The following is a 1,548-nucleotide window of genomic DNA, read 5'->3' as shown; positions in this document are numbered from 1 at the left end:
GAGCACCACGACGTAGCCGAGCGCGGCGAGTTGCCTGCAGACCTCGAAACCGATGCCGCGGCTCGCGCCAGTGACAAGAACACGCCGGCTCATGATTCAACACTCCCTTCGATGAATAACTTGAAATCGGTCGGCTGAAATACCTTGACGACGGCCTGCGCACAGCACGCGTCGTCATGGACGATGCTGCATTCATAGGCGCCGTGGCCTCCTTCGCTGCGCAGCAGTTCCTTCACTTCGATGCTCAATCGGGCATCGCGTGGGAAGGAGGTCTTTTGCGCCTGATAGCTGCGCGAGCCGAGCAGCACCCCTGGACGCGCCTTGCCACCATCGCGCATGGCAAGCAGCGCGACGTGCGCGGCGATCGCCTGCGCCATCAGCTCGACGCCGATCCATGCGGGCATCGCGCCTGCTGCATCGGCATACCATGCATCGCTGCGGACCGTGGCGTGAGCCGTCAAGGTTTCGTCGTTGAACGCGCTCACCGAATCGAGCAGCAACATCGTCCCGCGATGCGGCAAGATCGTTTCGATCGACGTGGTGGATAACTGGATCATCGTGCGCGTCATCGTCCAAGAATCAGGCTCGCATTGCTGCCGCCGAACGCAAATGAATTGCTCATCACGAATTGCGGTCCGGCACCGCGCGGCACGAAGCGTTCGCTTTCGACGAGATCGAGCATGGGCAACGCCGGGTCCGCCTCGCCGTCCCACACGTGACGCGGCAAAGCGACGCCCTCGCGTGCGAGCGCGAGCCACGCGAATCCAAGCTCGGTCGCACCGGCTGCGCCAAGTTGATGACCCGTGAGCGGCTTCGTGCCGCTGGTCGCGACACCGCCCGGGAAAACGCGTGCCATCAGGTGCGCCTCCATCTCGTCGTTCTTGCGCGTGGCCGTCGCATGCAGGTTGACATAGCCAATGTCGGACGGCGTCAATCCGGCCTCGCCAAGCGCTGCGCGCAGCGCGATCTCCGCGCCTATGCCTTGCGGATCCGGCGAGGAAATATGGTACGCATCGCTCGATTCCCCCGCGCCCGCGATAAAAACCGGACCTTCTTCGCGGCTCATCAGGAACACCGCTGCGCCCTCGCCTACATTAATACCACTGCGATTGCGGCTCATTGGATTGGCGCGGACCGGACTGGTCGATTCAAGCGATGCGAAGCCTTGCATCGTCAGTTCGCACAGCGAATCGACACCGCCGACCACGACCGCATCGCAGAGATTCAGTTGCAATAGCCGGCGCGCGGACGCGAATGCTTTTGCGCTCGATGTGCAAGCGGTCGAGATCGTGAGCGCCGGCCCCTGCAGACCCAGCGCGGCAGCAGCAAACGGCGCCGCCGTGCCTATTTCCATGCGCCGGTAGTCGAATTGGGCCGGTGCCGCGCCCCCTTTCGCCGCGGCGGAAAACGAGGCTTCGGCGGCTTCGATCCCCGACGTGCTCGTGCCCAGCACAACGCCGATACGATGCGCGCCGTAGCGCTCGCACGCGCTCTCGATTGCCTGCCCGATCTGTGCGAGCGCGGCAAGCAGAAGGCGGTTGTTGCGGC

3 protein-coding genes are annotated in these 1,548 nt (G+C 64.0%); all 3 read right to left on the bottom strand.

The window, feature by feature from the left end; all coding sequences use genetic code 11:
* Positions 1 to 93 (bottom strand): SDR family NAD(P)-dependent oxidoreductase (locus tag WCA53_RS31535; protein ID WP_423920904.1); only part of this gene is annotated, 93 nt, incomplete at its 3' end.
* Positions 90 to 569 carry a hotdog family protein gene (locus WCA53_RS31530; protein WP_423920901.1) on the bottom strand — a complete coding sequence of 160 codons (480 nt, stop codon included), beginning with the start codon at positions 567 to 569 and terminating at the stop codon, positions 90 to 92. The genes WCA53_RS31530 and WCA53_RS31535, both read right to left, overlap by 4 nt.
* The coding region (locus tag WCA53_RS31525) for a beta-ketoacyl-ACP synthase (RefSeq protein ID WP_423920898.1) at positions 566 to 1,548 on the bottom strand (983 nt) is incomplete at its 5' end. The genes WCA53_RS31525 and WCA53_RS31530, both read right to left, overlap by 4 nt.

The organism is Caballeronia sp. (genome assembly GCF_049581465.1).
Lineage (GTDB): Bacteria > Pseudomonadota > Gammaproteobacteria > Burkholderiales > Burkholderiaceae > Caballeronia.
The sequence above is the reverse complement of the archived record's forward strand: the minus strand, read 5'-3'. Positions and strand labels throughout refer to the sequence as shown.

Bases quoted from the DNA above. Each gene is read 5' to 3' on its own strand.
- WCA53_RS31530 (WP_423920901.1), bottom strand. From the start codon at position 569: ATGACGCGCACGATGATCCAGTTATCCACCACGTCGATCGAAACGATC.